The sequence below is a fragment of the Klebsiella sp. genome, from assembly GCF_027492335.1.
GTDB classification, from domain to species: domain Bacteria; phylum Pseudomonadota; class Gammaproteobacteria; order Enterobacterales; family Enterobacteriaceae; genus Klebsiella; species Klebsiella huaxiensis.
This window is the reverse complement of record NZ_JAPUEW010000011.1, coordinates 20562-45072: the sequence shown is the minus strand read 5'-3', so window position 1 is coordinate 45072 and position 24511 is coordinate 20562. Positions and strand designations below refer to the sequence as shown.

General features: G+C 53.2%; 21 protein-coding genes. 18 read left to right on the top strand and 3 right to left on the bottom strand.

Annotated features, from left to right (window positions below):
* Position 1: 1 nt before the first annotated feature.
* From leuB to leuL, 3 genes are all read right to left on the bottom strand, one after another.
* Positions 2-1093 carry a 3-isopropylmalate dehydrogenase gene (leuB, locus tag QVF11_RS04525; RefSeq protein WP_287855337.1) on the bottom strand — a complete coding sequence of 364 codons (1092 nt, stop codon included), beginning with the start codon at positions 1091-1093 and terminating at the stop codon, positions 2-4.
* Positions 1093-2664 (bottom strand): 2-isopropylmalate synthase, encoded by a 1572-nt coding sequence (leuA, locus tag QVF11_RS04520; RefSeq protein WP_110272572.1) that lies wholly within the window; start codon positions 2662-2664, stop codon positions 1093-1095. Before leuA ends, leuB begins: the two co-directional genes overlap by 1 nt.
* 95 nt (positions 2665-2759) lie before the next feature.
* Entirely contained in the window at positions 2760-2846 is an 87-nt protein-coding gene (gene leuL, locus QVF11_RS04515; protein WP_110272571.1) for a leu operon leader peptide, read from the bottom strand.
* A 605-nt stretch (positions 2847-3451) separates the two neighbouring features.
* Here leuL and leuO point away from each other — a divergent pair.
* The 18 genes from leuO (at position 3452) to ftsA (ending at position 24471) form a co-directional block, all read left to right on the top strand.
* Complete coding sequence (leuO, locus tag QVF11_RS04510; RefSeq protein WP_112215534.1) at positions 3452-4420, top strand: transcriptional regulator LeuO; 969 nt, start codon at positions 3452-3454, stop codon at positions 4418-4420.
* Between the two features lie 397 nt (positions 4421-4817).
* Entirely contained in the window at positions 4818-6542 is a 1725-nt protein-coding gene (gene ilvI / locus QVF11_RS04505; RefSeq protein ID WP_287855336.1) for an acetolactate synthase 3 large subunit, read from the top strand.
* Positions 6543-6544: 2 nt separating this feature from the next.
* Positions 6545-7036: an acetolactate synthase small subunit gene (gene ilvN / locus QVF11_RS04500; protein ID WP_110272568.1), complete on the top strand. Its 492-nt coding sequence runs from the start codon at positions 6545-6547 to the stop codon at positions 7034-7036.
* A 180-nt stretch (positions 7037-7216) separates the two neighbouring features.
* A complete protein-coding gene (gene cra / locus QVF11_RS04495) occupies positions 7217-8221 on the top strand; it encodes a catabolite repressor/activator (RefSeq protein WP_112215532.1) in 1005 nt (334 codons plus the stop codon).
* A 639-nt stretch (positions 8222-8860) separates the two neighbouring features.
* Complete coding sequence (gene mraZ / locus QVF11_RS04490; RefSeq protein WP_110272565.1) at positions 8861-9319, top strand: division/cell wall cluster transcriptional repressor MraZ; 459 nt, start codon at positions 8861-8863, stop codon at positions 9317-9319.
* A 1-nt stretch (position 9320) separates the two neighbouring features.
* The gene (gene rsmH, locus QVF11_RS04485; protein ID WP_112215531.1) at positions 9321-10262 is read left to right on the top strand and encodes a 16S rRNA (cytosine(1402)-N(4))-methyltransferase RsmH; all 942 of its coding nucleotides are present in this window, start codon (positions 9321-9323) and stop codon (positions 10260-10262) included.
* Positions 10259-10624 carry a cell division protein FtsL gene (gene ftsL / locus QVF11_RS04480; RefSeq protein ID WP_110272563.1) on the top strand — a complete coding sequence of 122 codons (366 nt, stop codon included), beginning with the start codon at positions 10259-10261 and terminating at the stop codon, positions 10622-10624. Before rsmH ends, ftsL begins: the two co-directional genes overlap by 4 nt.
* A gap of 15 nt (positions 10625-10639) precedes the next feature.
* Positions 10640-12406, top strand: a complete 1767-nt coding sequence (locus QVF11_RS04475) for a peptidoglycan glycosyltransferase FtsI (RefSeq protein ID WP_112215530.1) — start codon at positions 10640-10642, stop codon at positions 12404-12406.
* Positions 12393-13880 (top strand): UDP-N-acetylmuramoyl-L-alanyl-D-glutamate--2,6-diaminopimelate ligase, encoded by a 1488-nt coding sequence (gene murE, locus QVF11_RS04470; protein WP_287855335.1) that lies wholly within the window; start codon positions 12393-12395, stop codon positions 13878-13880. Before QVF11_RS04475 ends, murE begins: the two co-directional genes overlap by 14 nt.
* Complete coding sequence (gene murF / locus QVF11_RS04465; RefSeq protein WP_287855334.1) at positions 13877-15235, top strand: UDP-N-acetylmuramoyl-tripeptide--D-alanyl-D-alanine ligase; 1359 nt, start codon at positions 13877-13879, stop codon at positions 15233-15235. Before murE ends, murF begins: the two co-directional genes overlap by 4 nt.
* On the top strand, positions 15229-16311 hold the full coding sequence (gene mraY, locus QVF11_RS04460) for a phospho-N-acetylmuramoyl-pentapeptide-transferase (RefSeq protein ID WP_110272559.1): 1083 nt from the start codon (positions 15229-15231) through the stop codon (positions 16309-16311). Before murF ends, mraY begins: the two co-directional genes overlap by 7 nt.
* A gap of 2 nt (positions 16312-16313) precedes the next feature.
* The gene (murD, locus tag QVF11_RS04455) at positions 16314-17630 is read left to right on the top strand and encodes a UDP-N-acetylmuramoyl-L-alanine--D-glutamate ligase (protein WP_287855333.1); all 1317 of its coding nucleotides are present in this window, start codon (positions 16314-16316) and stop codon (positions 17628-17630) included.
* Positions 17630-18880, top strand: a complete 1251-nt coding sequence (ftsW, locus tag QVF11_RS04450) for a cell division protein FtsW (protein WP_142512311.1) — start codon at positions 17630-17632, stop codon at positions 18878-18880. Before murD ends, ftsW begins: the two co-directional genes overlap by 1 nt.
* A complete protein-coding gene (murG, locus tag QVF11_RS04445; RefSeq protein ID WP_112215525.1) occupies positions 18877-19947 on the top strand; it encodes an undecaprenyldiphospho-muramoylpentapeptide beta-N-acetylglucosaminyltransferase in 1071 nt (356 codons plus the stop codon). Before ftsW ends, murG begins: the two co-directional genes overlap by 4 nt.
* A gap of 47 nt (positions 19948-19994) precedes the next feature.
* The gene (murC, locus tag QVF11_RS04440; protein ID WP_287855332.1) at positions 19995-21470 is read left to right on the top strand and encodes a UDP-N-acetylmuramate--L-alanine ligase; all 1476 of its coding nucleotides are present in this window, start codon (positions 19995-19997) and stop codon (positions 21468-21470) included.
* Complete coding sequence (locus QVF11_RS04435) at positions 21463-22383, top strand: D-alanine--D-alanine ligase (RefSeq protein WP_287855331.1); 921 nt, start codon at positions 21463-21465, stop codon at positions 22381-22383. Before murC ends, QVF11_RS04435 begins: the two co-directional genes overlap by 8 nt.
* A gap of 1 nt (position 22384) precedes the next feature.
* Positions 22385-23218, top strand: a complete 834-nt coding sequence (ftsQ, locus tag QVF11_RS04430) for a cell division protein FtsQ (RefSeq protein ID WP_287855330.1) — start codon at positions 22385-22387, stop codon at positions 23216-23218.
* Positions 23215-24471 carry a cell division protein FtsA gene (ftsA, locus tag QVF11_RS04425; RefSeq protein WP_004098594.1) on the top strand — a complete coding sequence of 419 codons (1257 nt, stop codon included), beginning with the start codon at positions 23215-23217 and terminating at the stop codon, positions 24469-24471. The genes ftsQ and ftsA overlap by 4 nt, the downstream gene beginning before the upstream one ends.
* Positions 24472-24511: the final 40 nt, after the last annotated feature.

Genomic DNA, 24511 nt, shown 5'->3' with positions numbered 1-24511 from the left:
ATTACACCCCTTCAGCGATATAGCGGGCAATGATATCGCCCATTTCATCGGTACCGACCGCTGCCGCACCGCGAGCTAAATCGCCGGTACGCACGCCTTCTTCTAATGCTCGGTTGATCGCATTCTCAATTGCCGTTGCCGCGTTATCGGCATCCAGGCTGTAGCGCAGCAGCAGCGCCAGCGACAGGATCTGCGCGATCGGGTTAGCGATGTTTTTGCCTGCGATATCCGGAGCGGAGCCGCCGGCTGGTTCGTACAGGCCGAAACCTTGCTCGTTGAGGCTGGCGGATGGCAGCATGCCCATAGAACCCGTGATCATGGCGCACTCATCAGACAAGATGTCTCCAAACAAGTTGGAACACAGCAGAACGTCGAACTGAGACGGATCTTTAATCAGCTGCATGGTGGCGTTGTCGATGTACATATGCGCCAGTTCAACGTCGGGATACTGCTTGCTAATTTCACTCACGATTTCGCGCCACAAAATAGAAGACTGCAGCACGTTGGCTTTATCAATAGAAGTGACTTTGTGACGACGCTTGCGGGCAGACTCAAACGCAATGTGAGCGATACGCTCAATCTCAAAACGGTGATACACCTCGGTATCAAACGCTTTCTCGTGCTGGCCGCTGCCTTCACGGCCTTTTGGTTGGCCGAAGTAGATGCCGCCGGTCAGTTCACGAACGCACAGAATATCGAAACCGTTGGCGGCGATATCCGCACGCAGCGGGCAGAACTCTTCCAGACCCTGGTACAGCTTGGCTGGACGCAGGTTGCTGAATAATTTGAAGTGTTTACGCAGCGGCAGCAGCGCGCCGCGCTCCGGCTGCTCTGCAGGCGGCAGGTGTTCCCATTTCGGGCCACCAACGGAACCAAATAAAATCGCATCAGCCTGCTCGCAGCCTTCTACGGTCGTCTGTGGTAACGGAGTGCCCTGACGGTCGATGGCGATGCCGCCGACGTCATGTTGACTGGTGGTAATGCGCATATCAAAACGGTTGCGAACAGCTTCCAGTACTTTCATCGCCTGGTTCATGACTTCCGGGCCAATACCATCACCTGGCAAAACAGCAATATGGTAATTCTTCGACATTACACGGTTTCCTTATTGTTCTCTTTATTCTGAGCTTTGCGTTGCAATTCTTTCTCGACTTCGGCGGCGCGCCAGATGTTGTTCAGGACGTGAACCATGGCTTTCGCGGATGATTCCACGATATCCGTTGCCAGACCCACGCCGTGGAAGCGACGTCCGTTGTAGGTTGCCACGATATCCACCTGACCCAGCGCATCTTTGCCCTGACCCTTGGCGTTCAGGTCGTATTTAACCAACTCAACCTCATAGCCGGTGATACGGTTAATCGCTTGATAAATGGCATCTACTGGGCCATTGCCGTTGGCGGCTTCAGCTTTCGTTTCTTCACCACAGGCCAGCTTCACAGACGCGGTCGCGATATCGCTGGAACCGGACTGGACGCTGAAGTAGTCCAGGCGGAAATGTTCTGGCTCTTCTTGCTGCTTGTTAATGAAGGCTAAAGCTTCCAGATCATAATCAAACACCTGGCCCTTTTTATCCGCCAGCTTCAGGAAAGCGTCATACAGATGATCCATGTTGTAGTCGCTTTCTTTATAGCCCATCTCTTCCATACGGTGTTTCACCGCGGCACGGCCTGAACGAGAAGTCAGGTTCAACTGAACCTGGTTCAGTCCAATAGATTCCGGCGTCATGATTTCGTAGTTTTCGCGATTCTTCAGCACACCATCCTGGTGAATACCAGAGGAGTGAGCGAAGGCTCCGGTACCGACGATGGCTTTGTTCGCCGGGATCGGCATATTGCAAATCTGGCTAACGGTCTGGCTGGTGCGCCAGATTTCGTTGTGATTAATGCGGGTGTGCACATCCATGATGTCTTTGCGCACTTTGATAGCCATGATCACTTCTTCCAGCGAGCAGTTACCTGCGCGCTCGCCGATGCCGTTCATTGCGCCTTCAACCTGACGAGCGCCGGCGTGAACCGCAGCGATGGCGTTACCGACCGCAATGCCTAAATCGTCATGAGTGTGGACGGAGATAATCGCTTTATCGATATTCGGAACGTGTTCGTACAGGCCGGTAATAATATTGGCGAATTCGAACGGCATGGTGTAGCCGACGGTGTCCGGGATGTTGATGGTGGTGGCGCCAGCGTTAATGGCTGCTTCGACGACACGCGCCAGATCGGCAATCGGCGTACGACCAGCATCTTCACAGGAAAACTCAACGTCGTCAGTATAATTACGTGCGCGCTTCACCATATACACCGCGCGCTCAATCACTTCGTCCAGGGTGCTGCGCAGTTTGGTGGCGATATGCATCGGTGAGGTGGCGATAAAGGTATGAATGCGAAACGCCTCTGCCACTTTTAAAGATTCTGCCGCTACATCAATATCTTTTTCAACACAGCGGGCCAGCGCACAAACGCGACTGTTCTTAATGTTGCGAGCGATGGTTTGTACGGACTCAAAGTCGCCCGGAGAAGAGACCGGAAAACCGACTTCCATCACATCAACGCCCATACGCTCCAGGGCCAGAGCAATTTGCAGCTTCTCTTTCACACTCAGGCTGGCCTGTAAGGCTTGTTCGCCGTCACGTAAGGTTGTATCGAAAATAATGACTTGCTGGCTCATGGTTTAAATCCTTAGTCTGTGTCCGGGCGCCTTGCTGACGAGCATAAAAAAACCCGCGCATCGGCGCGGGTTTTATAGTCTTGCTGGAAGATGACTTAACGATGAACGTCGCCCAACAGCCTACCGCGCAAAATGGATGCGTTTAGTAGTAGTAGGCTGAGGAAGCGAGTGGTGCAAATCATTGCGTCATACTCCAAATGAAATCGTTATGCTTTTAGAGTTACTGGATATGGCGTTTAATGTCAACACTCGGAAGAAGAAAACGTCTTTTTGCCAGAGTGGTGAATTAGCTAATTGTGCTAGAGATCGCGCTTTTTGACCGATGATCCTTTTTTGGATGTTGCTCCTCGCTGTGTGACTGTCAACATTTGATAAGTTTTCTTTTCATTTACGCTCTCATTTCCTGTGCGTGATGGCTAGATGATATCTTAATGAAAATTATGAATTTATTTATTTTGTGAATGTTTTTATGTGAATGTGGATAGATTATCAATGATAAATAAATGTTATATTTAAGGTTGACTTAAATAGATACTTTAATAATGCTTAAATTATAGTTAACCACTACTATTGTTGTTTATTTTTAATATTTATGGGTAAAATTAATATCATCAAGTAAACGATATGGTTTAAGTGGTTTCGGTACTTTCAATCGTGCGGATTTTTCGTCGCCACTCATAACCTTGATATATTCCTAAAATTCATCTTTGCCCTTTTGCAAATGTCATATGCATGATAAATGATATTCTCAGAATTAATTACTGCACTTTGGCAAAGGGAATTTAGCGTGACAGTGGAGTTAGATATGTTAATTGAAGGTACTGAATATAAAGCTGCCCCAGGGGCAGAGATCACTAAACCTCAACTGCGTATGGTTGATCTCAATCTACTTACCGTTTTTGATGCGGTGATGCAGGAGCAAAACATCACCCGTGCGGCCCATTCTTTGGGAATGTCCCAACCAGCGGTCAGTAATGCGGTATCACGTTTAAAAGTGATGTTTAATGATGAGCTGTTTGTTCGCTACGGACGCGGCATCCAGCCTACAGCACGTGCTTTCCAGCTATTTGGCTCAGTACGTCAAGCACTGCAGTTAGTACAAAATGAATTACCAGGCTCTGGCTTTGAGCCGCTCAGTAGTGAACGTGTTTTCAATCTGTGTGTCTGTAGCCCGTTAGATAACTATTTGACTTCCGTTATCTTTAATAAAGTTGGCGAAATTGCGCCGAACATTCATTTGGTTTTTAAATCAGCATTGAATCAAAACACTGAGCATCAATTGCGTTATCAGGAAATTGAATTCGTTGTTGGTTATGAAGAGTTTCGTCGTCCTGAGTTTGCTTGTGTTCCATTATTTAAAGATGAAATGGTGCTGGTTGCCAGTCGGAAGCATCCGCGTATTTCCGGGCCGTTAATGGAAACGGATATTTATCAGGAAGAACATGCGGTGGTTGCTCTCGACCGCTACGCATCATTTAGCCAGCCATGGTATGACTCTGCAGATAAACAATCTCGCATAGCGTATCAGGGAAATGCGATGGTCAGCGTATTAAATGTTGTTTCGCAGACCAACATGGTTGCAATTGCACCACGCTGGCTGGCGACTGAGTTTGCCGATAAGCTGGATCTACAAATATTACCTTTGCCGCTGAAAGTGAATAGCCGCACCTGCTATCTCTCCTGGCACGAAGCGGCGGGGCGCGATAAAGGTCATCAGTGGATGGAAGAATTACTGACGAGTATTTGCCAGCGCTAAATTGTCGCTAAACAAACGGGGGCTTCGGCTCCTGCTTTGTGTGATAAAAATCATGAAATGCAGAATTTTATTCTGTTTAACCTTGTTGGTGGTCATCAGTATCAGATGAAAAATGGATGATTTACTGTAGTTGGTAATTTTATCCGAGCATTGGCCATCATATTTTCTTATTTCTGAAGTTTTTCACCACTTTTCCCCTTAGATTCTATCTTTTCTTCTATTAATGCTTGCAGTGTGGCGGCGGTGGCTAATTGCCTGCCCGTTGGCGAGCAGTTATGGTAAAGGCATGCAGTCTATTCACCTCACTGCGGAGCCTTTTTGCTTCGTATTGTGCGAGCGCGCGGAAGCGGAAATTGGATTCCGCTGTCGTTAAAAACAATAAGCCGGGAGGCAAACCATGGAGATGTTGTCAGGAGCCGAGATGGTCGTCCAGTCGCTAGTCGATCAGGGCGTCAAGCAAGTGTTCGGTTATCCCGGGGGCGCAGTCCTCGATATCTACGATGCGTTACATACCCTTGGTGGTATCGATCATATTCTGGTTCGCCATGAACAAGCCGCTGTTCATATGGCTGATGGCCTGGCCCGTGCGACAGGCGAAATCGGTGTAGTGCTGGTGACGTCGGGGCCAGGAGCCACGAACGCGATTACCGGCATTGCGACGGCCTACATGGATTCTATTCCGCTGGTGATTCTCTCCGGACAGGTTGCGACCTCTTTAATTGGCTACGATGCTTTTCAGGAGTGCGATATGGTGGGGATTTCCCGACCGGTGGTGAAGCACAGCTTCCTGGTTAAGCAAACCGAAGATATCCCTGGCGTCCTAAAAAAAGCCTTTTGGCTGGCGGCGAGTGGACGTCCTGGTCCGGTGGTGGTTGATTTGCCGAAGGATATTTTGAACCCGGCGAAAAAGCTGCCCTACACCTGGCCAGATACGGTCAGCATGCGATCCTATAACCCGACGACAACGGGCCATAAAGGGCAAATTAAGCGTGCGCTGCAAACGCTGATTACGGCAAAAAAACCGGTCGTTTATGTTGGCGGTGGGGCGATAAATGCGAAATGTGAACCGCAGCTATATACCCTGGTTGAGAAACTGAAGCTGCCCGTCGTTTCTTCGCTGATGGGGCTGGGCGCTTTTCCTGCATCGCATCAGCAGGCATTGGGGATGTTAGGTATGCATGGCACCTATGAAGCCAACATGACTATGCATAACTCTGATGTGATTTTCGCTGTTGGTGTGCGCTTCGACGATCGTACGACGAACAATCTGGCAAAGTACTGTCCGAACGCGACGGTGTTGCACATTGATATTGATCCCACTTCGATTTCAAAGACCGTTCCCGCCGATGTTCCTATCGTTGGTGATGCGCGTCTGGTGCTGGAACAAATGCTGGAGCTACTCGAACACGAAGAGTCTCTGCAGCCGTTAGATGAAATTCGCGACTGGTGGCAGCAGATTGAACAGTGGCGCGCGCGTCATTGTCTGCAATACGACACCCAAAGCGGCAAAATCAAACCGCAGGCGGTTATCGAGACTATCTGGCGTCTGACTAACGGCGATGCGTACGTGACGTCTGATGTTGGCCAGCACCAAATGTTTGCAGCACTCTATTATCCTTTCGACAAACCAAGGCGTTGGATTAATTCCGGCGGGCTGGGGACCATGGGATTCGGCTTACCCGCAGCACTTGGTGTGAAGATGGCGCTACCGGAGGAAACGGTTGTCTGTGTGACGGGTGATGGCAGTATTCAGATGAATATTCAGGAGCTGTCTACCGCGTTGCAATACGATCTTCCTGTATTGGTACTGAATCTGAACAATCGTTATCTCGGGATGGTTAAGCAGTGGCAGGATATGCTTTATTCTGGCCGTCATTCACAATCTTATATGGAATCGCTACCCGATTTTGCCCGCGTAGCGGAAGCCTATGGTCATGTCGGGATTCGTATTAGCGACCCACAGGAGCTGGAAGCGAAGCTGACTGAAGCTCTGGAGCAAGTACGCAACAATCGCCTGGTTTTTGTCGATGTGACGGTTGACGGCAGTGAGCATGTATACCCTATGCAGATTCGCGGCGGTGGTATGGACGAGATGTGGCTGAGCAAAACGGAGAGGACCTGATTATGCGCCGGATATTATCAGTATTGCTGGAGAATGAATCGGGTGCATTATCCCGCGTGATCGGTCTCTTTTCGCAGCGTGGCTATAATATTGAAAGCCTGACGGTAGCTCCGACGGACGATCCGACGCTGTCCAGGATGACGATTCAAACCGTTGGCGATGAGAAAGCGATAGAGCAAATAGAAAAGCAATTACATAAGCTGGTGGACGTTTTACGCGTTACTGAGCTTGGGCAGGGCGCGCACGTTGAGCGAGAAATTATGCTGGTGAAAGTCCAGGCCAGCGGTTATGGGCGCGATGAAGTCAAGCGCAACACGGAGATTTTCCGTGGGCAAATTATCGATGTGACGCCGTCTATTTATACCGTTCAACTGGCGGGCACTAGCGACAAGCTGGATGCGTTCCTGGCTTCACTGCGCGATGTTGCGCGAATTGTGGAAGTGGCTCGCTCCGGCGTAGTCGGATTGTCGCGCGGCGACAAAATCATGCGTTGAGTCGCTGAAACTGATGTAAAAATAGCCCGACACCGCCTGTCGGGCTATTTTTTTGCGAAATCGGTGGGAACTGTGGACTAAAGCGGTTGCTGTGCTCACTTTTCTGCGCTTAGATGTTATAAAAATGAATCCATACCTGAAGAATGGTTATGTTCTGTACTTATTACCCAAGGGGCAATTGTGAAATTGGATGAAATCGCCCGGCTGGCCGGTGTCTCGCGAACCACCGCTAGCTATGTGATTAACGGTAAAGCGAAGCAGTATCGCGTTAGCGATAAGACTGTTGAAAAGGTGATGGCGGTTGTTCGTGAGCACAATTATCACCCGAATGCGGTCGCTGCGGGCTTGCGTGCAGGACGCACGCGTTCCATTGGTCTGGTCATTCCAGATCTGGAAAATACCAGCTATACGCGCATCGCTAATTACCTGGAGCGTCAGGCGCGTCAGCGCGGCTATCAGTTATTGATTGCTTGTTCTGAGGATCAACCGGATAACGAAATGCGTTGTATTGAGCACCTGCTACAGCGTCAGGTTGATGCCATTATCGTTTCTACCTCGCTACCGCCTGAACATCCGTTCTATCAACGCTGGGCCAATGATTCCTTCCCGATTGTCGCCCTTGACCGGGCGCTCGATCGTGAACACTTTACTAGCGTTGTTGGTGCCGATCAGGACGATGCTGAAATGCTCGGCGCGGAATTACGTAAATTCCCTGCTGAAACGGTACTGTATCTTGGTGCGTTACCGGAGCTATCGGTGAGCTTCCTGCGCGAGCAGGGCTTCCGTACGGCATGGAAAGACGATCCGCGAGAGGTGAATTACCTCTACGCCAACAGCTATGAACGCGAAGCAGCGGCACAGCTATTCGAGAAGTGGCTGGAAACGCATCCGATGCCGCAGGCGCTGTTCACGACATCATTTCCGCTGTTGCAGGGGGTGATGGATGTCACGCTGCGTCGTGAAGGGAAGCTGCCTTCTGAACTGGCTATTGCGACTTTTGGCGATAATGAGCTGCTGGATTTCCTCCAGTGTCCGGTGTTAGCCGTTGCTCAGCGCCATCGTGATGTTGCTGAACGCGTGCTGGAGATTGTGCTCGCTAGCCTTGATGAACCGCGCAAACCAAAGCCGGGCTTGAGTCGCATCCGGCGCAATCTGTATCGTCGTGGTAGTTTGAACCGTCGTTAAACATATCGGCAGTATGCGGTTAGGATTATTCGTAGGTTGTTCGCCAGATGGATACTCGTCTGGCGATAATCCGAACAAATGATGTAAATATTTTTTGGCTGAATATCTTTCAGACAAATCCCTAAACTTCTTTACGTATTATTTTTGTTTTATTAGGACCCATTGCCTTTTTGTATCAAGTGCGTGCATGAAAAGCGCTTCAGGTTTTTATTCGTATTATTTTGTTACATTCATTTGGTTATTTGCTGAATTAACAATCATTTTATGCCCGTGCTCCCCCTCATTACTCTGCACCCCGCGGCAAACGTGCTTCTCTGACAACAACTGGTGCTGTTAACGGACATCAGAATGGCCTAAAATGCCGCTCGCGTCGCAAACTGACACTTTATATTTTCCCCGCGAAGATATTTTGCTGCTTTTAACTGTTACAAGTTTGTTGGTTGTTTTCTTGCCGATATTCATAACGTTAATTTGCTTCGTTTGTTGGGTGATTTTCCATCAGGGTGAATATCGGCTGTAAATAATGGGTTTTTGAGCTCTGTTAGCATCCGTGCTGGCTTGACAAGCTTTTCCTCCGCTCCGTAAACTCCTTCTTGTGGGAATTTGTGGGTTAAAGTGGCGAAAAGGGGTGAGGCTGGCATGTTCCGAGGGGCAACGTTAGTCAATCTTGACAGCAAAGGCCGTCTGGCCGTACCGACGCGTTACCGCGACGGGCTGATCGAGGACGCTTCCGGTCAATTGGTTTGCACCATTGACATTCATCACCCATGCCTGCTGCTTTACCCCTTGCCCGAATGGGAAATCATCGAGCAAAAATTGTCGCGTTTATCGAGCATGAATCCCACTGAGCGGCGCGTGCAGCGTTTGCTTCTGGGGCATGCCAGCGAATGTCAGATGGATAATGCCGGGCGACTATTGATTGCCCCGGTGCTGCGGCAACATGCCGGGCTGACAAAAGAAGTGATGCTGGTCGGGCAGTTCAATAAATTTGAGCTGTGGGATGAAACGACCTGGTATCAACGGGTCAAGGAAGATATCGACGCTGAGCAGTCCGCATCCGGGGAACTGTCGGAGCGCCTGCAGGACTTGTCTTTGTAAAATGATGGAAAATTTTAAACATACTACGGTACTTCTGGATGAAGCCGTCAACGGCCTGAATATTCGTCCGGATGGTATCTACATTGATGGAACCTTTGGTCGCGGTGGTCACTCGCGTCTGATTCTCTCCCAACTGGGAGCGGAGGGACGTCTGCTGGCAATCGATCGCGATCCACAGGCTATCGCCGTCGCGAAGACCATCGATGATCCGCGCTTCTCCATCATTCATGGTCCTTTCTCTGCGCTTGCTGATTATGTTAGCGAGCGCGAACTTACTGGCAAGATCGATGGGATTCTGCTCGATCTTGGAGTTTCCTCTCCGCAGCTTGATGATGCTGAACGCGGTTTTTCGTTTATGCGCGATGGCCCGCTGGATATGCGCATGGATCCAACTCGCGGTCAATCTGCCGCCGAGTGGCTACAAACTGCCGATGAAGCCGATATTGCCTGGGTGATTAAAACCTTTGGCGAGGAGCGTTTTGGTAAACGTATTGCCCGCGCCATTGTTGAGCGCAACCGTGTGGAGCCGATGACGCGAACTAAAGAGTTGGCGGAAGTTGTGACGGCCGCCACCCCGGTAAAGGACAAATTCAAACATCCCGCGACCCGTACCTTCCAGGCGGTGCGCATTTGGGTGAACAGTGAACTGGAGGAGATAGAGCAGGCGCTAAAAAGCTCGCTCAGCGTGCTGGCTCCGGGTGGGCGGCTCTCAATCATCAGTTTCCATTCGCTGGAAGACCGTATTGTGAAGCGCTTTATGCGTGAACAAAGCCGCGGTCCGCAGGTTCCGGCTGGATTACCGATGACCGAAGAGCAGCTCAAAAAACTGGGCGGCCGTGAGTTAAGAGCACTAGGCAAGTTAATGCCGGGTGAAGAAGAGGTAGCTGAAAATCCTCGTGCCCGTAGTTCAGTTCTGCGTATTGCAGAGAGGACGAACGCATGATCGGCAGAGTGACAGAAGCCCTAAGCAAGGTTAAAGGGTCGATTGGAAGCAACGAGCGCCATGCTTTGCCTGGCGTGATCGGAGACGACCTTCTGCGGTTTGGGAAGCTGCCACTCTGTCTGTTCATTTGCATCATTGTTACGGCGATTACGGTGGTGACAACGGCGCACCATACTCGCCTGTTAACGGCACAGCGTGAACAACTGGTTCTGGAACGTGACGCGCTGGATATTGAATGGCGCAACCTGATCCTTGAAGAGAACGCCTTGGGCGATCACAGTCGGGTTGAGCGGATCGCGACGGAGAAGTTGCAGATGCAACACGTTGATCCATCACAAGAAAATATCGTTGTACAGAAATAAGGATTATTGCGACGCATGAAAGCAGCGCCGAAAACGCCAAAAGCAAAACGTCAGGAAGAACAGGCCAACTTTGTCAGTTGGCGTTTTGCGTTGTTATGCGGCTGTATTCTGCTGGCGCTGGGCTTCCTGCTGGGCCGCGTGGCCTGGCTGCAGGTGATTAGTCCGGATATGCTGGTACGTCAGGGCGATATGCGCTCTCTGCGCGTACAGGAAGTTTCCACCGCGCGTGGGATGATTACCGACCGCTCTGGTCGCCCGCTGGCAGTGAGCGTGCCGGTAAAAGCGATTTGGGCTGACCCGAAAGAGCTACACGATGCTGGCGGTGTCACGCTGGATAATCGTTGGAAAGCGCTGGCCGATGCGTTGAATATGCCGCTGGATCAGCTGGCATCGCGTATTAATACCAACCCGCGAATGCGTTTCATCTATCTGGCGCGTCAGGTTAACCCTGATATGGCCGATTACATCCGCAAGCTGAAGCTACCGGGGATTCATTTGCGTGAAGAGTCGCGCCGCTACTACCCGTCAGGAGAAGTAACCGCTCACCTTATTGGCTTCACCAACGTGGATAGCCAGGGGATTGAGGGCGTCGAGAAGAGTTTCGATAAGTGGCTTACCGGCCAGCCTGGCGAACGTGTCGTGCGTAAAGACCGCTATGGCCGCGTGATTGAAGACATTTCTTCCACCGACAGCCAGGCGGCGCATAATCTTGCGCTGAGCATCGACGAACGCCTGCAGGCGCTGGTCTATCGTGAACTGAACAACGCGGTGGCCTTTAACAAAGCGGAGTCAGGTACTGCGGTTCTGGTCGATGTTAACACCGGCGAAGTGCTGGCGATGGCCAACAGCCCCTCTTACAACCCGAATAATTTCGCCGGTACCGCCAAAGATACGATGCGTAACCGCGCCATCACCGACGTGTTTGAACCTGGTTCAACGGTGAAGCCGATGGTAGTAATGACGGCGCTCCAGCGCGGTATCGTTAATGAAAATACCGTGCTGAATACCATTCCATACCGAATTAACGGCCACGAGATTAAAGACGTGGCGCGCTATAGCGAATTGACCCTGACCGGGGTACTACAGAAGTCGAGTAACGTCGGTGTTTCCAAGCTGGCGTTAGCGATGCCGTCCTCAGCGCTAGTAGATACTTACTCACGTTTTGGACTTGGAAAAGCGACCAATTTGGGGTTGGTCGGAGAACGCAGTGGCTTATATCCTCAAAAACAACGGTGGTCTGACATAGAGAGGGCCACCTTTTCTTTCGGCTATGGGCTAATGGTAACGCCGTTACAGTTAGCGCGAGTCTACGCAACGATTGGCAGTTATGGCATCTATCGCCCGCTGTCGATTACCAAAGTTGATCCACCGGTTCCGGGTGAGCGCGTTTTCCCGGAATCACTCGTTCGTACTGTTGTTCACATGATGGAAAGCGTGGCGCTGCCCGGCGGCGGCGGCGTGAAGGCGGCGATCAAAGGCTATCGCATCGCCATTAAAACCGGTACGGCGAAGAAAGTAGGACCGGATGGTCGCTACATCAACAAATATATTGCTTACACCGCAGGCGTTGCGCCCGCCAGCCATCCGCGTTTCGCGCTGGTGGTGGTGATCAACGACCCGCAGGCGGGTAAATACTACGGCGGCGCCGTTTCCGCGCCGGTCTTCGGTGCCATCATGGGCGGCGTACTGCGTACCATGAACATCGAGCCGGATGCGCTGGCAACGGCTGAGAAAAGTGAATTAGTCATTAATCAAGGCGAGGGAACAGGTGGCAGATCGTAATTTGCGCGACCTTCTCGCTCCGTGGGTGCCAAATGCGCCGGAGCGAATTCTGCGGGAAATGACGCTGGACAGCCGGGTGGCTGCTTCTGGCGATCTTTTTATCGCGGTTTTGGGTCATCAGGCGGACGGGCGTCGTTATATCCCGCAGGCGATAGCGCAAGGTGTTGCTGCCATTATTGCTGAGGCCAAAGATGAGGCTGATGACGGCGAAATCCGTGAGATGCACGGCGTGCCGGTCATTTACCTGAGCCAACTCAATGAGCGCTTATCCGCGCTGGCCGGTCGTTTTTACCATCAGCCTTCGGAACAGCTGCGCCTGGTTGGCGTTACCGGGACGAACGGTAAGACCACCACCACTCAACTGCTGGCGCAATGGGCGCAACTGCTTGGCGAAACCAGTGCGGTGATGGGTACGGTAGGCAATGGTCTGCTGGAGAACGTGATCCCAACAGAAAATACTACCGGTTCTGCGGTGGATGTGCAGCACGTACTCTCCGGCCTGGCAGGGCAGGGGGCGACGTTTGCCGCGATGGAGGTTTCCTCCCATGGCCTGGTGCAGCATCGCGTTGCCGCGCTGAAGTTTTCCGCATCGGTATTTACTAATCTGAGCCGCGATCACCTCGATTACCATGGCGACATGGAGCATTACGAAGCGGCGAAATGGCTGCTCTATTCAACACATCATTGCGGCCAGGCGATCGTCAACGCTGACGATGAAGTGGGCCGCCGCTGGCTGGCGAAGCTGCCGGATGCGGTTGCTGTTTCAATGGAAAACCATATTAATCCGAACTGCCGGGGCCGCTGGCTCAAAGCAACCGCTGTGAATTATCACGATAGCGGCGCAACCATTCAGTTTGAATCCAACTGGGGCAACGGTGAGATCGAAAGCCGCCTGATGGGCGCGTTTAACGTCAGTAATCTGCTGTTGGCGCTGGCAACGCTGCTGGCGTTGGGGTATCCGCTGGCTGAACTGTTAAAAACCGCTTCTCGTCTGCAACCGGTTTGCGGGCGAATGGAGGTGTTCAGCGCGCCGGGTAAACCGACCGTCGTGGTTGATTACGCCCACACGCCTGATGCCCTGGAAAAAGCGCTGCAGGCGGCGCGTCTGCATTGTAACGGCAAGCTGTGGTGTGTGTTTGGCTGCGGCGGAGACCGCGACAAAGGCAAGCGTCCTCTGATGGGGGCCATCGCCGAAGAATTTGCCGATATCGTGGTTGTCACCGATGACAATCCTCGCACCGAAGAGCCGCGGGCGATTATTAACGATATCCTGGCGGGTATGCTCGATGCGGGTCGTGCCAAAGCGGTGGAAGGCCGTGCGGAAGCTGTCACCAACGCGGTAATGCAGGCAAAAGAAAACGATGTGGTGTTGGTGGCAGGTAAAGGCCATGAGGACTACCAGGTCGTCGGCAATCGCCGACTGGATTACTCTGACCGCCTCACCGTGGCGCGTCTGCTGGGAGCGGTAGCATGATTCGCTTGACTCTCAGCCAGCTTGCCGACGTGACGCGCGGTGAACTGCACGGCAGCGATGTGGCGATTGATGAGGTCACGTCAGATACCCGTAAGGTCACGACAGGCAGCCTGTTTGTGGCCTTGAAAGGCGAGCGCTTTGATGCCCATGACTTTGCCGAACAGGCCAAGGCCGCCGGCGCGCGCGCACTGTTGGTCAGCCGTCAACTGGCGTGTGATTTGCCACAGGTGGTGGTGAAGGATACGCGTCTGGCCTTTGGTGAACTGGCAGCGTGGGTGCGCCAGCAGGTTCCGGCGCGAGTTGTTGCACTGACTGGTTCTTCCGGGAAAACCTCGGTCAAAGAGATGACCGCCGCTATTCTCAGCCAGTGTGGTAACACGCTGTATACCGCAGGCAATCTGAATAACGATATCGGCGTCCCGATGACGCTGCTGCGCCTGACCAAAGAACATGATTACGCGGTTATCGAATTAGGTGCTAATCACCAGGGCGAAATAGCCTGGACCGTCAGCCTGACGCGCCCTGAAGCCGCGTTAGTCAACAATCTTGCTGCCGCGCATCTTGAAGGCTTTGGTTCGCTGGAAGGTGTTGCCAAAGCCAAGGGCGAAATTTATACCGGTCTGCCGGTCAATGGCATTGCCATTATGAACGCCGATAACAATGACTGGCTGAACTGGCAAAGCGTGATTGGCGAACGTAAAACGTGGCGCTTTTCGCCGAATGCCGCTAATAGCGATTTTACGACGACTAACGTTCATGTGACCTCGCACGGTACTGAATTTACCCTGCAAACCCCAACGGGCAGCGTTGATGTACTGCTGCCGTTGCCAGGGCGTCACAACATCGCCAATGCGCTGGCCGCCGCTGCGCTGTCAATGGCGGTTGGTGCAACTCATGAGGCGATCAAAGCCGGGTTGCGGGATCTGAAGGCGGTACCGGGGCGTCTGTTTCCGATCCAGCTGACTGACAGCCAACTCCTGCTGGACGATTCATACAACGCAAACGTCGGCTCGATGACCGCGGCGGTGCAGGTTTTATCTGAGATGCCGGGCTATCGGGTGCTGGTTGTCGGCGATATGGCCGAGCTCGGCGCAGAAAGCGAGACGTGCCATCGTCAGGTGGGCGAGGCGGCGAAAGCGGCTGGTCTCGATTGCGTGTTGAGCGTCGGAACGTTGAGTTCAGATATCAGCAGTGCCAGCGGTGTTGGCGAACATTTTAGCGAGAAGGCCGCGCTGTTAGCTCGTCTGCGCGAGCTTATTGCAGAACACAAAATTATGACCATTTTAGTGAAGGGTTCACGTAGTGCCGCCATGGAAGTGGTAGTACGCGCATTACAGGAGAACGGAACATGTTAGTATGGCTGGCCGAACATTTGGTCAAATATTATTCAGGCTTTAACGTCTTTTCCTACCTGACGTTTCGCGCCATTGTCAGCCTGCTGACCGCGCTGTTCATCTCTCTGTGGATGGGACCGCGCATGATCGCCCGTCTGCAAAAACTCTCTTTCGGCCAGGTTGTGCGCAACGATGGCCCGGAGTCACACTTTAGCAAGCGCGGTACTCCGACGATGGGCGGGATCATGATCCTGACCGCTATTGTTGTCTCCGTACTGCTGTGGGCCTATCCGTCCAACCCTTACGTCTGGTGCGTGCTGACCGTATTGATCGGCTACGGCATCATCGGCTTCGTTGACGACTACCGCAAAGTGGTGCGCAAGGATACCAAAGGCCTTATCGCCCGCTGGAAATACTTCTGGATGTCAGTGATTGCACTTGGCGTCGCCTTTGCGCTGTATATGGCGGGCAAAGATACGCCAGCGACTCAACTGGTGGTCCCATTCTTTAAAGACGTGATGCCGCAGTTGGGCCTGTTCTATATCCTGCTGGCCTATTTTGTCATCGTTGGTACGGGTAATGCGGTCAACCTGACCGATGGCCTTGATGGTCTGGCGATTATGCCAACCGTGTTTGTGGCGGCGGGCTTTGCGCTGGTGGCCTGGGCTAGCGGTAACATGAATTTTGCCAGCTATCTGCACATTCCTTATCTACGTCATGCGGGTGAATTGGTGATCGTCTGTACGGCGATTGTCGGTGCGGGTCTGGGCTTCTTGTGGTTTAACACTTACCCGGCACAGGTCTTTATGGGGGATGTTGGCTCGCTGGCCCTCGGCGGCGCGCTGGGCATCATCGCCGTGCTGCTGCGCCAGGAGTTCCTGCTGGTGATTATGGGCGGCGTTTTCGTCGTAGAAACGTTATCGGTGATTTTACAGGTCGGCTCCTTCAAGCTGCGCGGACAGCGCATCTTCCGTATGGCGCCGATTCACCATCACTATGAATTGAAAGGCTGGCCAGAACCGCGCGTTATCGTGCGCTTCTGGATTATTTCGCTGATGCTGGTGCTGATTGGCCTGGCGACGCTGAAGGTACGTTAATCATGGCAGATTATCAGGGTAAAAAAGTCGTCATTATTGGGCTGGGTATGACCGGCCTGTCATGCGTGGACTTTTTCATGGCTCGTGGCGTCACGCCTCGGGTGATGGATACCCGCGTCGCGCCCGCTGGACTGGATAAACTGCCGGAAGCCGTTGAGCGCTATGTCGGTGGTCTGAACGATGACTGGCTGCTGACAGCCGATCTGATTGTCGCCAGCCCTGGTATTGCCCTGGCGCATCCTTCCCTGAGCGCGGCGGCTGATGCTGGTGTGGAAATTGTCGGCGATATTGAGCTGTTCTGCCGCGAAGCGCAGGCCCCGATTGTCGCTATCACCGGCTCTAACGGTAAAAGCACCGTAACTTCGCTGGTGGGTGATATGGCGAAAGCGGCGGGGCTGAACGTTGGCGTTGGGGGCAATATTGGCCTTCCGGCGCTGATGCTGCTGGATCCTGAACGCGAACTCTATGTTCTGGAACTCTCCAGCTTCCAGCTGGAAACAACCTCCAGCCTGCGCGCGGTCGCGGCGACCATTCTTAACGTCACCGAAGATCATATGGACCGGTACCCGCTGGGTCTTCAGCAGTATCGCGCTGCCAAACTGCGTATTTATGAAAATGCACAGGCCTGTATCGTCAATGCCGATGATGCCTTGACCATGCCGGTACGCGGCGCTGACGAGCGCTGCATCAGCTTCGGCGTTGACGTTGGCGACTATCACCTGAACCGCCAGCAGGGAGAAACCTGGCTGCGCGTCAAAGGCGAGAAAGTCCTCAACGTCAAAGAGATGAAGATTAGCGGTCAGCATAACTACAGTAACGCCCTGGCGGCGCTGGCGCTGGCGGATGCCGCAGGCCTGCCGCGCGCCAGCAGCCTGAAGGCGCTGACGACCTTTACCGGACTGGCGCATCGTTTCCAGCAGGTGCTGGAGCATAACGGCGTGCGCTGGATCAATGATTCCAAAGCCACTAACGTCGGTAGCACCGAAGCTGCGCTTAATGGGCTGCATCTTGACGGAACGCTCTATCTGTTGCTGGGCGGCGATGGGAAATCGGCTGATTTCACACCGTTAAGTCGCTACCTGACCGGCGACAATATCCGTCTGTACTGCTTTGGCCGCGATGGTGCACAGCTGGCAGCGCTTCGACCGGATGTTGCCGTGCAAACTGAAACCATGGAACAAGCGATGCGCGAGATAGCGCCACAGGTTGTTCCCGGCGATATGGTGCTACTGTCGCCTGCATGTGCCAGCCTGGACCAGTTTAAGAGTTTTGAACAACGCGGCGATATCTTTGCTCGTCTGGCGAAGGAGCTAGGCTGATGCGTTTATCACTCCCGCGCCTGAAAATGCCACGGCTGAGACTGCCGGGAATGTTTATTTTCACCTGGCTGTTCGCTGCGATGAAAGGCTGGGTGATGGGGTCGCGACAGAAAGATAGCGATAGCCTGGTGATGTATGACCGGATGCTGCTGTGGCTGACCTTTGGCCTGGCCGCTATCGGTTTCATCATGGTGACCTCGGCTTCAATGCCGGTGGGGCAGCGCCTGGCTAACGATCCGTTTTTGTTCGCCAAGCGTGATGGTTTATACATTTTGCTGGCGTTAGGGCTGGCGATGGTGACGCTGCGCCTGCCGATGGAGTTCTGGCAGCGCCATAGTACCGCGATGCTGATTGCTTCTATCGTCATGCTGTTGATCGTTCTGGTGGTTGGCAGCTCGGTTAACGGGGCATCGCGCTGGATTGCGCTGGGGCCGCTGCGTATTCAGCCTGCTGAGTTTACCAAGCTGTCGCTGTTCTGTTATATCGCCAACTACCTGGTGCGTAAAGGCGATGAAGTGCGTAACAACCTCCGCGGCTTCCTGAAGCCAATGGGCGTGATTTTCGTGCTGGCGATTTTGCTGCTGGCACAGCCTGACCTCGGTACCGTCGTTGTGCTGTTTGTGACCACTCTGGCTATGCTGTTCCTGGCGGGAGCCAAGCTGTGGCAGTTTATCGCGATTATCGGGATGGGGATTTCGGCAGTTGTGCTGCTGATTCTCGCCGAACCGTATCGTATTCGCCGCGTAACCTCTTTCTGGAACCCGTGGGAAGATCCGTTCGGTAGCGGCTACCAGCTAACCCAGTCGCTGATGGCCTTTGGTCGCGGCGAAATGTGGGGGCAGGGCCTGGGTAACTCGGTACAGAAACTGGAATATTTGCCCGAGGCTCATACCGATTTCATCTTCGCCATTATCGGCGAGGAACTCGGTTATATCGGTGTGGTACTCGCGCTTTTAATGGTATTCTTCGTCGCTTTTCGCGCCATGTCCATTGGTCGCAAAGCGCTTGAGATTGATCACCGTTTCTCTGGTTTTCTGGCCTGTGCCATTGGGATCTGGTTTAGCTTCCAGGCGCTGGTTAACGTCGGCGCGGCGGCAGGTATGCTGCCAACCAAAGGTCTGACGCTACCGCTGATTAGTTACGGTGGTTCCAGTTTGCTTATTATGTCGACGGCCATCATGTTGCTGTTACGAGTTGATTACGAAACGCGTCTGGAAAAAGCCCAGGCGTTTACACGGGGTGTTCGATGAGCGGTCAGGAAAAGCGGTTAATGGTGATGGCGGGCGGTACCGGCGGGCATGTGTTCCCCGGGCTGGCGGTTGCGCACCATTTAATAGACCAGGGCTGGCAGGTTCGCTGGCTGGGCACCGCGGATCGTATGGAAGCGGACTTAGTGCCGAAAAACGGCATTGAGATTGATTTCATCCAGATTTCCGGCCTGCGTGGCAAGGGGTTGAAGGCGCAGCTGTTGGCGCCGGTCCGTATTTTCAACGCCTGGCGTCAGGCGCGGGCGATCATGCAGCGTTTTCAGCCGGATGTGGTGTTGGGGATGGGCGGATATGTTTCCGGTCCCGGCGGTCTGGCGGCCTGGTCGCTGGGTATTCCAGTCGTACTGCATGAGCAAAATGGGATCGCTGGCCTGACCAACAAGTGGCTGGCAAAAATTGCTAAAAAGGTGATGCAGGCGTTTCCTGGTGCTTTTCCGGATGCCGATGTTGTTGGTAACCCGGTTCGTACCGATGTCCTCGCGCTGCCGTTGCCAGAACAACGCTTAGCCGGGCGTCAGGGACCCATTCGCGTATTAGTCGTGGGGGGCTCGCAGGGCGCGCGCGTGCTTAACCAGACGATGCCGCAGGTGGCGGGGAAGCTGGGTTCTTCTGTCACCATCTGGCACCAGAGCGGTAAAGGTGGACAGGAAACCGTGCAGCAGGCTTATACCGATGCCGGGCAGCCGCAGCACAAAGTGACCGAATTTATTGACGACATGGCGGCGGCTTATGCCTGGGCCGATGTTGTTGTGTGCCGTTCCGGGGCGCTGACGGTGAGCGAAATTGCCGCCGCTGGTTTACCGGCGCTATTTGTGCCTTTTCAGCACAAAGACAGGCAGCAGTACTGGAATGCACTACCGCTGGAGAAAGCGGGCGCAGCGAAGATTCTCGAACAACCGCAGTTTACCGTGGATGCCGTCGCGCAAGTCCTGGCCGGTTGGGATCGCGAAACGCTGCTGGATATGGCGGAGCGAGCGCGTAGAGCCTCGATTCCGGACGCTACCGAGCGGGTAGCAGAAGAAGTCAGCGCCGCAGCACTGGCGCGCTAATCGCGGTGATAATCACCGTCCGAATAAAGAAGTTGATGGCGTAAAGAATGAATACACAAGATCTGGCAAAACTGCGTTCCATAGTGCCCGAGATGCGTCGCGTCCGGCACATTCACTTTGTTGGCATTGGCGGTGCCGGCATGGGCGGTATTGCCGAAGTTCTGGCGAACGAAGGTTATCAGATTAGCGGCTCCGACCTGGCGCCGAATCCGGTGACTCAGCAGTTGACTCAACTTGGCGCCACTATTTATTTCAACCATCGCCCTGAAAACGTTCGCGATGCGAGTGTGGTGGTGGTTTCCAGCGCAATCTCTGCAGAGAACCCGGAGATTGTCGCTGCCCATGAAGCACGAATTCCGGTTATTCGTCGCGCGGAGATGCTGGCGGAGCTGATGCGCTTTCGCCACGGTATTGCTATCGCCGGGACGCACGGAAAAACGACGACGACAGCGATGGTTTCCAGCATTTATGCCGAAGCGGGTCTCGATCCAACCTTCGTGAACGGTGGGCTGGTGAAAGCTGCGGGTGTTCATGCGCGCCTGGGACATAGCCGTTATCTGATTGCCGAAGCGGACGAAAGCGATGCCTCGTTCCTGCACTTGCAGCCGATGGTCGCCGTGGTGACCAATATCGAAGCCGATCATATGGACACCTACCATGGCGACTTCGAAAACCTGAAGCAGACGTTTATTAACTTCCTGCACAACCTGCCGTTTTACGGACGCGCGGTGATGTGCGTGGACGATCCGGTTATCCGTGAACTGCTGCCGCGCGTTGGTCGCCAGATAACCACGTACGGATTTAGCGATGATGCCGATGTTCGCATTGAAGATTATCGCCAGGTCGGTGCTCAGGGGCATTTCCGCCTGATTCGCCAGGACAGAGACGTTATTCAGGTAACGCTCAATGCGCCAGGTCGGCACAATGCGCTAAACGCAGCGGCGGCGGTGGCCGTGGCGACGGAAGAGGGCATCGAAGATGAAGCCATTCTGCATGCGCTGGAAAGCTTCCAGGGTACCGGTCGTCGTTTTGATTTCCTTGGCGAATACCCATTAGCCGGAGTTAATGGCAAAGAGGGGACCGCCATGTTGATTGATGATTACGGTCATCATCCGACGGAAGTTGATGCCACCATTAAAGCGGCGCGTGCGGGCTGGCCGGATAAAAACTTGGTCATGCTGTTTCAGCCGCACCGTTTTACCCGTACGCGCGACTTGTACGACGATTTCGCCAATGTCCTGACTCAGGTTGATGCTCTGCTGATGCTCGACGTCTACTCTGCTGGTGAGGCTGCTATTCCTGGTGCTGATAGTCGTTCACTGTGCCGTACGATTCGCGGGCGCGGTAAAGTGGATCCTATTCTGGTTTCAGACCCGACACAGGCGGCGGAGATGCTGGCTTCTGTATTGACCGGCAACGATTTGGTGTTGGTTCAGGGAGCGGGAAATATCGGTAAAATCGCCCGTCACCTGGCTGAAATCAAATTGCAACCGCAAAAAACGCAGGAGGAGCGCCATGGCTGATAAAATCGCGGTCCTCCTTGGCGGAACCTCCGCTGAACGTGAAGTCTCTCTCAATTCAGGTTCTGCGGTGCTTGCTGGCCTGTGTGAAGCTGGCGTTGACGCACATCCGGTAGATCCGCGCGATGTTGATATTACTCAGTTGAAAAACATGGGTTTTCAGAAAGCGTTTATTGCGTTACATGGCCGTGGCGGTGAAGATGGTACGTTGCAGGGGCTGCTTGAACTGATTCGATTGCCTTATACCGGCAGCGGTGTGATGGCTTCCGCTATCTCGATGGATAAACTGCGTAGCAAATTGCTGTGGCAGGGAGCAGGATTACCCGTTGCACCATGGGTTGCTTTGACGCGTAAACAGTTTAATGCAGAGCTTTCTGCTGACATAGAACAGCAAATTACGGCACTTGGCTTACCGCTGGTGGTTAAACCCAGTCGTGAAGGTTCAAGCGTCGGCATGTCGATAGTGAGTGAAAGCTGTGCATTACAAAATGCATTGACGCTGGCTTTTCAGCATGATGACGAAGTTTTAATCGAAAAATGGCTCAGTGGGCCAGAATTTACCGTCGCTATCGTCGGAGAAGAAATTTTACCGTCAATACGTATCCAGGCGGCTGGAACCTTCTATGATTATGAAGCGAAGTATCTCTCTGATGAGACGCAATATTTCTGCCCTGGTTTTGAAGAACCCTCACGTGAGTCAGAAATTCAGGCTCTGGTACAGAAAGCCTGGGATAGCCTTGGCTGTGAAGGGTGGGGGCGAATTGACGTGATGCTGGACAGCGATGGCCAGTTTTATCTGTTGGAAGCGAATACATCTCCTGGCATGACCAGCCATAGCCTGGTGCCGATGGCGGCTCGTCAGGCAGGGATGAGCTTCTCGCAGCTTGTTGTACGAATTCTGGACCTGGCGGGGTGATATGTCGCAGGCTGCGCTGAATACGCGGAACCACGAAGAAGAGGAAGAGTCTTCTTCGCGTAGAAGTAATGGAACTCGCCTGGCAGGCATTTTCTTCCTGCTGGCGGTGCTATGTACCGTGCTGGTCAGCGGATGGATGGTTCTGGGTTGGATGGAAGATGCACAGCGTTTACCGCTGTCAAAGATGGTGGTTACCGGCGATCGTCACTACACGCGTAATGATGATATCCGTCAGGCGATTCTGGCGTTAGGGTCTCCGGGCACCTTTATGACCCAGGACGTTAATATTATTCAAAGCCAGATTGAGCGTCTGCCGTGGATTAAGCAGGCGAGCGTCAGAAAGCAGTGGCCGGACGAATTGAAGATTCATCTGGTTGAATATGTGCCGATTGCGCGCTGGAATGATCAGCATATGGTCGACGTGGAAGGGAATTCTTTCAGCGTGCCGTCAGATCGCACCAGTAAACAGAATTTACCGATGTTATACGGCCCGGAAGGTAGCGAGAACGAAGTTCTTCAAGGATACCGCGACATGGGGCAGGTGCTGGCAAAGGATAAATTCACGTTGAAAGTGGCGGCAATGACCGCGCGCCGTTCCTGGCAGTTGACGCTTAATAACGATATTAAGCTCAATCTTGGTCGGGGCGACACCATGAAACGGCTTCAGCGCTTTATGGAACTCTACCCGGTTCTTCAGCAGCAGGCGCAGACCGACGGCAAACGGATAAGCTACGTTGATTTGCGTTATGACTCGGGGGCGGCAGTCGGTTGGGTACCGGTTCCCGTAGAGGAAACTCATCAACAACAGAATCAGGCACAGGCAGAACAACAATGATCAAGGCGACGGACAGAAAACTGGTAGTTGGACTGGAGATCGGCACCGCTAAGGTTGCCGCTTTAGTAGGGGAAGTTCTGCCCGACGGTATGATTAATATCATTGGCGTGGGCAGTTGCCCATCGCGTGGTATGGATAAAGGTGGAGTGAACGACCTGGAATCCGTGGTGAAATGCGTACAGCGTGCCATTGACCAGGCCGAACTGATGGCCGATTGTCAGATCTCGTCAGTCTATCTGGCGCTTTCAGGCAAACATATCAGCTGTCAAAATGAAATTGGTATGGTGCCGATTTCTGAAGAGGAAGTGACGCAGGATGACGTCGAGAACGTAGTGCATACCGCGAAGTCGGTTCGCGTGCGCGATGAGCATCGTGTTTTGCACGTTATTCCTCAAGAATATGCTATCGACTACCAGGAAGGGATTAAAAACCCTGTCGGACTGTCTGGTGTCCGCATGCAGGCGAAAGTGCATTTGATTACCTGCCATAACGATATGGCGAAAAATATTGTCAAAGCGGTGGAACGTTGCGGTCTGAAAGTCGACCAACTGATATTCGCCGGTTTAGCCGCTAGCTATTCCGTATTAACAGAAGATGAACGTGAACTGGGCGTCTGCGTGGTGGATATCGGCGGTGGTACAATGGATATTGCCGTCTATACCGGCGGCGCGTTGCGTCATACCAAAGTGATCCCGTATGCGGGCAACGTAGTGACCAGCGATATCGCCTACGCCTTCGGTACGCCGCCGAGCGACGCTGAAGCCATTAAGGTACGTCATGGTTGCGCGCTAGGTTCCATCGTAGGTAAAGACGAGAACGTCGAAGTGCCAAGCGTGGGTGGACGTCCGCCTCGTAGTCTGCAGCGTCAGACGCTGGCTGAGGTTATTGAGCCGCGGTATACCGAATTGCTCAACCTGGTAAACGAAGAGATCCTGCAACTGCAGGAGCAGCTCCGCCAGCAAGGGGTGAAGCACCACCTGGCGGCAGGCATTGTATTAACCGGCGGCGCGGCGCAAATTGAAGGTCTTGCCGCCTGTGCACAGCGAGTGTTCCATACGCAGGTACGAATCGGTGCGCCGCTGAACATTACCGGATTAACGGATTATGCCCAGGAGCCGTATTACTCAACGGCGGTTGGGCTGCTGCACTACGGGAAGGAATCTCATCTCAGTGGTGAAGCCGAAGTGGAAAAACGCGTGACTGTCGGGTCGTGGATCAAACGGCTCAACAGTTGGTTGCGAAAAGAGTTTTAATTTTTTAAGAGAACGCAGAAAATTAGCGTTCTCAGGCGAC

What these genes read in the sequence shown, in the direction of transcription:
- leuB (WP_287855337.1), bottom strand. Translation starts at nt 1,093, where the DNA reads ATGTCGAAGAATTACCATATTGCTGTTTTGCCAGGTGATGGTATTGGC.
- leuA (WP_110272572.1), bottom strand. Translation starts at nt 2,664, where the DNA reads ATGAGCCAGCAAGTCATTATTTTCGATACAACCTTACGTGACGGCGAA.
- leuL (WP_110272571.1), bottom strand. Translation starts at nt 2,846, where the DNA reads ATGATTTGCACCACTCGCTTCCTCAGCCTACTACTACTAAACGCATCC.
- ilvI (WP_287855336.1), top strand. Translation starts at nt 4,818, where the DNA reads ATGGAGATGTTGTCAGGAGCCGAGATGGTCGTCCAGTCGCTAGTCGAT.
- ilvN (WP_110272568.1), top strand. Translation starts at nt 6,545, where the DNA reads ATGCGCCGGATATTATCAGTATTGCTGGAGAATGAATCGGGTGCATTA.
- mraZ (WP_110272565.1), top strand. Translation starts at nt 8,861, where the DNA reads ATGTTCCGAGGGGCAACGTTAGTCAATCTTGACAGCAAAGGCCGTCTG.
- rsmH (WP_112215531.1), top strand. Translation starts at nt 9,321, where the DNA reads ATGATGGAAAATTTTAAACATACTACGGTACTTCTGGATGAAGCCGTC.
- ftsL (WP_110272563.1), top strand. Translation starts at nt 10,259, where the DNA reads ATGATCGGCAGAGTGACAGAAGCCCTAAGCAAGGTTAAAGGGTCGATT.
- QVF11_RS04475 (WP_112215530.1), top strand. Translation starts at nt 10,640, where the DNA reads ATGAAAGCAGCGCCGAAAACGCCAAAAGCAAAACGTCAGGAAGAACAG.
- murF (WP_287855334.1), top strand. Translation starts at nt 13,877, where the DNA reads ATGATTCGCTTGACTCTCAGCCAGCTTGCCGACGTGACGCGCGGTGAA.
- mraY (WP_110272559.1), top strand. Translation starts at nt 15,229, where the DNA reads ATGTTAGTATGGCTGGCCGAACATTTGGTCAAATATTATTCAGGCTTT.
- murD (WP_287855333.1), top strand. Translation starts at nt 16,314, where the DNA reads ATGGCAGATTATCAGGGTAAAAAAGTCGTCATTATTGGGCTGGGTATG.
- ftsW (WP_142512311.1), top strand. Translation starts at nt 17,630, where the DNA reads ATGCGTTTATCACTCCCGCGCCTGAAAATGCCACGGCTGAGACTGCCG.
- murG (WP_112215525.1), top strand. Translation starts at nt 18,877, where the DNA reads ATGAGCGGTCAGGAAAAGCGGTTAATGGTGATGGCGGGCGGTACCGGC.
- murC (WP_287855332.1), top strand. Translation starts at nt 19,995, where the DNA reads ATGAATACACAAGATCTGGCAAAACTGCGTTCCATAGTGCCCGAGATG.
- QVF11_RS04435 (WP_287855331.1), top strand. Translation starts at nt 21,463, where the DNA reads ATGGCTGATAAAATCGCGGTCCTCCTTGGCGGAACCTCCGCTGAACGT.
- ftsQ (WP_287855330.1), top strand. Translation starts at nt 22,385, where the DNA reads ATGTCGCAGGCTGCGCTGAATACGCGGAACCACGAAGAAGAGGAAGAG.
- ftsA (WP_004098594.1), top strand. Translation starts at nt 23,215, where the DNA reads ATGATCAAGGCGACGGACAGAAAACTGGTAGTTGGACTGGAGATCGGC.